Below are 6,565 nucleotides of genomic sequence, written 5' to 3'. Positions count from 1 at the left end.
TCCTCACCGACACCTCCGACAAACTCAAAGCCAAATACCAACGCCGCGCCAAGCTGCGCGCGTGCGCCAACAACACCCGCAACCCGCGCAAGCGCGAGCACATTCGCCGGTTCAACCTCGGGCGCAACAAGCTCAACCGGCAGATGGACAAGACGCACGCGCGCATCCGCGACCTGGTGTTCCAGTCGGTCAACAAGGTGGTCGACAAAGCCGCCGTGATCGCAGCAGAAGATCTCACCGCCCCGATGGCGGGCAAGTCCTTCGGCAAGAACGTCAATCGCCGGCTGGCCAGCTGGACGAAAGGCGTCATTGCCGAAGCACTTGACAGTGTTTCATGCCGTCGAGGTTCGACGGTCGTGCTGGTCAATCCGGCCTATACCTCGCAAATCGATTCCCGCAACGGAGGCCTGCTCGGCAAACGCCAGGGGGATCGGTTTTACTGTTTCGACGGGGAGGTGTTGGACGCCGACCAGAACGCCGCGCAAAACGTGCTGGCACGCTTAACTGATCCGGACATCGAGCGGTTCACGCCATATCGAACGGTGAAGGCCATCGTGCAAGCACGGACTGAGCGCCTCCGGTTGGGACTGCTCAACCAGGACTCCAGTTGCTCGCCCGGTCAATCCCGCGTGCTATCAACGGAGAGCGAATGACCCAAAAACCACTATGAGCAACTTTGTTTAGGTTTTTAGGAGCAGCAGACGAGCATGGCGGACACTAATCCTTTCCCTGGGGAAAACAACACCGGACATTTTTGGGACGACAATCTGCGCGAGCTGAAAAACCCGCCGCCGCGCTGGTGGATGATCGCCTTTTGGTTGTCGCTGGCTTGGTGGGTGCTCTATGGGTTGCTCTATCCCATGTGGCCGACACCACCCTGGAAGCTCGACGAGACGGATCAGGAATTCACCCAAGGCATGCTGGACTGGAGTTCCATCAAGGAGTTTGAGCGGGGCATGGCGCAGGTCGAAGAAGTTCGGGCCGAATATGACCAGCGCATTGCCGCCATGTCAGCCGAGGAGATTCTGGACGATCCCGGTCTGCTGCAATACACCCTGGCGTCCTCCAAGGTGCTCTTTGGTGATTATTGCGCTGCCTGTCATGGCAGTGGCGGTCAGGGCAATCCCGGCTATCCGGTGCTGGCCGATAACGACTGGCTCTATGGCGGCACCCTGAGCAAAATCATCGAGACCATCACTGGTGGTCGCAAAGGCAACATGATCGCGCATGAAAAGATCCTCAGTGAGCAGGAAGTCGATACGCTGGCCAACTTTGTGGTCAATTTGAGCAAGGGTCAGCCAGGCAGCGAGGAAGCCTGGGCACTGTTCCGAGGCAAGGGTTGCACCGGCTGCCATGGGGCCGAGGCCACTGGTGTGATTGCCACCTTGCCGAATGGATCCATCGTCACCGTTGGCGCGGCCAATCTCACCGATACCCTGTGGCGCTTTCGTCCCGGTGGCTACGAAAGTGCCAAGCACACCATTCTCTATGGCGTAAACCAGACTGGCGTGGAGCAGACGCGCAATGCTGTGATGCCGGCCTTTGGTGGCGCGGGCAGTGCCGAGGGCCGGCTGGATGCTGAGCAGATCAAAAAGCTCGCCGTCTATGTGCATGAGCTGGGCGGCGGTCAATAGGCGCGTGGTGGAGCCAGTCGACGATCTCTATGCCGATGCCGAGCACTGGCAGGTCAATGCCGGTGACGAAACCATCCATGCCAAGCGCCTGCCGGGGCGCTGGCGGCGGATCAAATGGCTGGCGTCCTCCGTGTGGCTGATCTTTTTCCTCGGGCCCTATGTCCGCTGGGATGGACGCCAGGCGGTGCTCTTCGATATTCCCAGTCGTCAGTATCACCTGTTCGGCGCCACCGTGCTGCCGCAGGACTTCTGGATGCTGTCGCTGCTGCTGTTGTTTTTCGCCATTCTGCTCGCTGTTGCCACCGCGCTGGCCGGGCGGGTGTACTGCGGTTTTTTCTGTTTCCAAACCGTCTGGACCGATGTCTTTACCTGGATCGAGGAATGGCTCGAAGGTGACCCGCGTACGCGCCGTCAACTGGACCGGGCACCCTGGAGTGCACAAAAGCTGCGCATCAAAAGCCTTAAGCATCTGTTGTGGTTGCTGATTGGCTTTGCCACCGGTTGGAGTTTTGTCGCCTGGTTTTACGGCATCTTTCCGCTGTGGCGGGATTTTTTCACCGGCCAGGCCAATGGTGTCGTGTACTCCTTTGTCGCGCTCTTTACGGTCGGCACCTATGTCCTGGCTGGCTGGTTGCGCGAGCAGGTATGCTTTTGGTTGTGTCCCTACGCGCGCATTCAGGGGGTAATGCTGGATCGGTCTACCCTGGTGCCGGCTTACGACTTGCTACGCGGCGAGCCGCGCGGGCGTCTGCGCAAGGATGCCGAACCTGAGTCAGACCCGCATGGTGATTGCATTGATTGCAACCAATGCGTGGCGGTCTGTCCGACCGGGATTGATATTCGCGCTGGTCAGCAGGAGGGCTGCATCACCTGTGCGCTCTGCATTGATGCCTGCGACAGCATCATGGACAAGGTCGGGCGGCCGCGCGGTTTGATTCGCTATGCCTCGCTGGATGAAATCGAAGGTCAGCCGGCCCGTCCCCTGTTGTTAAGCGTGCGCGTCTGGCTCTACCTCGCGATTCTGCTGCTGTCGGTGGTGGGGATTGGCTATGGGTTCTCGACTCTGACCAGCATCGAACTCAAGGTGCTGCATGAGCGCTCGCCGCTCTTTGTGCAAATGAGCGATGGCTCGATTCAGAATCAATACACCCTTAAAGTGCTGAATAAAGCCAATGTCGATTTGACCGCGCACATCACCGCGACCAGCCCGGTGCCGATGGAGGTCAAGGGTGTTGAGGACGCGCTGAGCGTCAAGCATGGTGAAGTCACGCCGATGCGGGTGTTCGTGCGCATCGAACGCGAGCATCTGAGCGGAACAAGTCTGCCAATCTTCTTCACGGCCGAGGGGCAGTTCCCGGATGGCACCCCGGTGCGCGCCGAGCGGGAAAGCGCCTTTTTCGCACCCGCTCCCTAAGCCGTATCCAGCATCCATTGCAACGCGAGAGAACACGAGCCATGACAGAGACTGCGGCACTGGAGCCTCATTCAGCCCCGACCGCCCAAGCCGCCGCTGCGTCCCTGTCCGCATGGCGCAGTCCCTGGGTGATCGGCTGGATTGGGTTGATCAGCGTGGTGCTCCTGGTGAATCTCACCATGGTGACGCTGGCTGTGGTGACCAACCCCGGTCTGGTGGTGGATGACTACTACGAGCGCGGTCGTGCCATGGAGCGCAGCATCCGGTCGCGCGCGACCACGACGCCCGGCTGGACGGTCGCGACGGACATTCCGCCAGATCTCAGCGCCGGACAGCCGGCGACCATTCGTTTCTTCGTGGTTGATCAAGCCGGGCAGCCAGTGACCCCGGAGACCGTGACCCTCTTCGCCTATCGTCCCGCCGATGCCGGGCGCGACTTCTCGCTTCCCATGGTGCCGGAAGCCCCAGGCCGCTACCGCGCTGAGCTGAGCTTTCCGTTGCCGGGGGTGTGGGATGTGCTGATCGCCGTAACCGATGGCGAGGCTGAATATCCGTTCGACCAGCGCCTGCGTATTGGATTCAGGCGCGCTCATGCCATCACCCCCAGCGCGGAGCGGTAGTCGGTCGCCAGCGGGTTGCCTTTTCCAATCCGGAGGAAGCGCCCCCGTGCGAACCCGCATGCGGGGTGCTGTGGGGGCCGGGGGAGAAAAACCCCCGGCGACCCGATTAGGCGGTTTATGCGACCTCGCGCATCGGGCGAACTCGCGGTTCCGGTAACGAGCGACCCTCAGCATTAAAGTGGTCAATCACATCTTGAATAACTTCGCACAACTCCTTGTACAGAAGAATAGGATTTTCTCCGTGAATTCCTGTTATAGCCTTTTCATTTAATACACAGACATTCATAAAATATAATTTTTTATAAATTACAGCTACTTATGTCTAAATTGCTCAATTAAAATGTCTGGAGATCATATATAACGGCTATATACACCGTCGCCAGGGACAGCCCTTCCTGCTCAGCAACCGCCTGCGAACTCAGACTTTGCGGTGGGAGCAGTTTTGCCACAACAGCGGCGCGGTGCTCCTCGGAATAACGAGCCATGATGCGTTCCTCGCGCCCTCGGATTTTCTTAAGAAGGTTAGCAAGGGAGGGCGACATCTATCCTGACACTGAGGGTCCTCGACACGCTCGATTTGGTGCATCGGCTTCCCGATCCTCGCACACGCAAGGCGAAGGCGGGCACCCCGGCGCTGCGGCTGTAGCCCTGGTCGCGGAGCACGGCCTGGCGGCGGGTGCGCGAGGTGATGGACGCGGCCGGGATCAGCGATGGGCCGCACCGGTGCCCCAAGGGCCTGCGCCACGGCTAAGGCGTACATGCCGTGGGCAGCGGCGTCCCGCTCAATATGCTCTCCAAGTGGATGGGGCATGCGTCGCTCTAGGTGACGGCCATCTATGCCGATGCCTTGGGCGAGGAACAGCAGGCGATCGCCGCGCGGATGTGGTGACCCCCGAAGCACAGTGACTAGCACCAGCTTCTCTGCCTCAACTGTCCAGCTTTCTCTTCAATCGCTCTCTTTTTGCCTTCACCAGCCTCGTCATCTCTTTGAGGTCCTCTTCCGAAATTCCCTCTGTTATTTTGTCAACACGAGCACTTCTCGGCGGAACAATATCTCTCACCTTTATTTTCATCGTACCTTTCCTATTCCGATAACCGACTTGACTAGTGAGTGCCGCCATTAGTGACGGATCGCGCTTCCTCAACTCGTCTTGAAAAAGCACATTCCTTCCTTCCGAGAAATAAGCAAGATATTCTCCCCAGTACTTCTCTAACCATTCAAGCGCGTCCACTCTACCAGGATACAAGGGGTAACTCTTACCAGTATCATCTAACGGCGGAAGTTCGTTGCCTTCGCGATTCTCCAAGTCTTCCAATTTTAATTTGACTAGTCTTGCAAACGCGTGTCGATCTTCATCGCTCACTCTCTCTACAACAGCAAACGCTTGCTCGCTGAGAAGAATCGCACTCTGTAACGAAGCAGGCTCGTCTAAGCAATTATGTCCTACATTAAAATCTACTTGCCTATTTCTTCCATGTATGGGCACATTGAGATGCAAATCTGTAACGCCAGTATCTTTGACCTTTTTAACCGCCTTCTGTTTAACAAACGATTGCCGCGCCCTCTCTTTCTCCTTCCCACCTGGGACGTCGGGCTTCACATATGCTCTGGCCAATGCACTCTTGCTACTCATTTTCTCTCCTCCTAAATTTTAGATACCATCGAGACTATCGAAACCATCGATGTAATCAAGGTACCTGTCGATCCGGTGGTTAATCCTCTCCACCGCTCTTTCAAGAACGTTTTTTACCTGCCTGTCATTTAGGTACGCCTCTGCCGCCAAGAACTCTTGATCGACTCCAGTTAACTGCCTCTTATCAAGGGGCACCCGGAATCGCGGAAAACACTCATCATCTTCTATAGTGAAATATATTTTCGCTTCTTTGGCGCGCACCCGTAATGTTACCGAATAACTTTCCTTTCCTGGGAAAGGTCTATCTTTCAGGATTATTCTCTGATACGGCACCCTCCTAGTTAGAACTTTGATAAAATTATTTGTCTCCTTGATCGCTTTACGCCAATTAATCGTGATCGAATCCTCAGATGACTTCTTTACCGCCCCCGGATTCTCATGCAGTTGAGCATCAAACTTTGCCACCAAGAATTCCTGAACGCGGCCAAGGTAGAAGCTGCGAACATCTCTCCGAAAGCGACGCAGCACTACACGCGAAAGAATCATTGTATAAAAATGAAACGTTCTTAGCCAAGAAATATCTGAGAAATCATTACTTCTAACAACACTAACCGCGCAAGCATAATGCGTACCCGCTACCTGCATCGGCACAATAATCAAGCGCGCGTTCTCATCAGCTATTTGATGAAACATACAGCACGTCGCATAGAACCGCAATTTATCCAGAGATAACGCTATCGGCTCCGAATACTCTTTCGTCTCCGTATGCACCCTCGATAAACCATCTGGAGAAAGCGTTTCTGCAAAGAAAATAGTCCCAAGCGCAATGGCTGTATCAACAACCGAACGATAATTGTCCCCGAAGGGCTGTTCCACAAGTTCTATAATACTATGATCTTCGCTTTTCTCTCGCTCATATTCTCCTAGGGTTTTTTCCCATGCCCATGTTTTTTCTTTTCCATTCCAAGCACCCGGACGAACATCCAGGATGCATGGCATTTCATTTTTGTGCAAATCACATAACCCATCATCGGTCCTATGCCCGCATCCCTTGACACTAGACAGTTTATGGAAATGGTCTCTAATTCTTTCGCGCTGGACATCTGGGATAAGGTATTTGAGAGTATAAGGTATACCAGCCCTTTTAAGGTGGGCTAACCAGCGGCCAGAAGCTTGGCGGTCGAGACATGCGGCTTATCTTTGTATCGAGTGCGTTTGGTCAGCGGTTTTTTCGGACCCCGGCGATTTTTTCGCATGGCTTTC

6 protein-coding genes are annotated in these 6,565 nt (G+C 55.7%); 4 read left to right on the top strand and 2 right to left on the bottom strand.

What is annotated here, in order from left to right; all coding sequences use genetic code 11:
- From CKO36_RS18390 to CKO36_RS18375, 4 genes are all read left to right on the top strand, one after another.
- Positions 1-653: zinc ribbon domain-containing protein (locus CKO36_RS18390; RefSeq protein ID WP_200286365.1), on the top strand; the 653-nt coding region annotated here is incomplete at its 5' end.
- A gap of 54 nt (positions 654-707) precedes the next feature.
- The gene (ccoP, locus tag CKO36_RS18385) at positions 708-1,634 is read left to right on the top strand and encodes a cytochrome-c oxidase, cbb3-type subunit III (protein WP_200286364.1); all 927 of its coding nucleotides are present in this window, start codon (positions 708-710) and stop codon (positions 1,632-1,634) included.
- Positions 1,612-3,048 (top strand): cytochrome c oxidase accessory protein CcoG, encoded by a 1,437-nt coding sequence (gene ccoG / locus CKO36_RS18380; protein WP_242469733.1) that lies wholly within the window; start codon positions 1,612-1,614, stop codon positions 3,046-3,048. Before ccoP ends, ccoG begins: the two co-directional genes overlap by 23 nt.
- 41 nt (positions 3,049-3,089) lie before the next feature.
- Positions 3,090-3,668, top strand: coding sequence for a FixH family protein (locus tag CKO36_RS18375; protein WP_200286362.1), 579 nt, complete (start codon positions 3,090-3,092; stop codon positions 3,666-3,668).
- Positions 3,669-4,594: 926 nt separating this feature from the next.
- Here the strand turns inward: CKO36_RS18375 and CKO36_RS18370 are convergent.
- Together CKO36_RS18370 and CKO36_RS18365 are read right to left on the bottom strand one after the other, a co-directional pair.
- The gene (locus tag CKO36_RS18370; RefSeq protein ID WP_200286361.1) at positions 4,595-5,302 is read right to left on the bottom strand and encodes a hypothetical protein; all 708 of its coding nucleotides are present in this window, start codon (positions 5,300-5,302) and stop codon (positions 4,595-4,597) included.
- 18 nt (positions 5,303-5,320) lie between these two features.
- Complete coding sequence (locus CKO36_RS18365) at positions 5,321-6,316, bottom strand: hypothetical protein (RefSeq protein WP_200286360.1); 996 nt, start codon at positions 6,314-6,316, stop codon at positions 5,321-5,323.
- Positions 6,317-6,565 lie beyond the last annotated feature (249 nt).

The organism is Rhabdochromatium marinum (genome assembly GCF_016583795.1).
Taxonomy (GTDB): Bacteria; Pseudomonadota; Gammaproteobacteria; order Chromatiales; family Chromatiaceae; genus Rhabdochromatium; species Rhabdochromatium marinum.
This window is presented reverse-complemented; position numbering and strand designations above follow the sequence as displayed.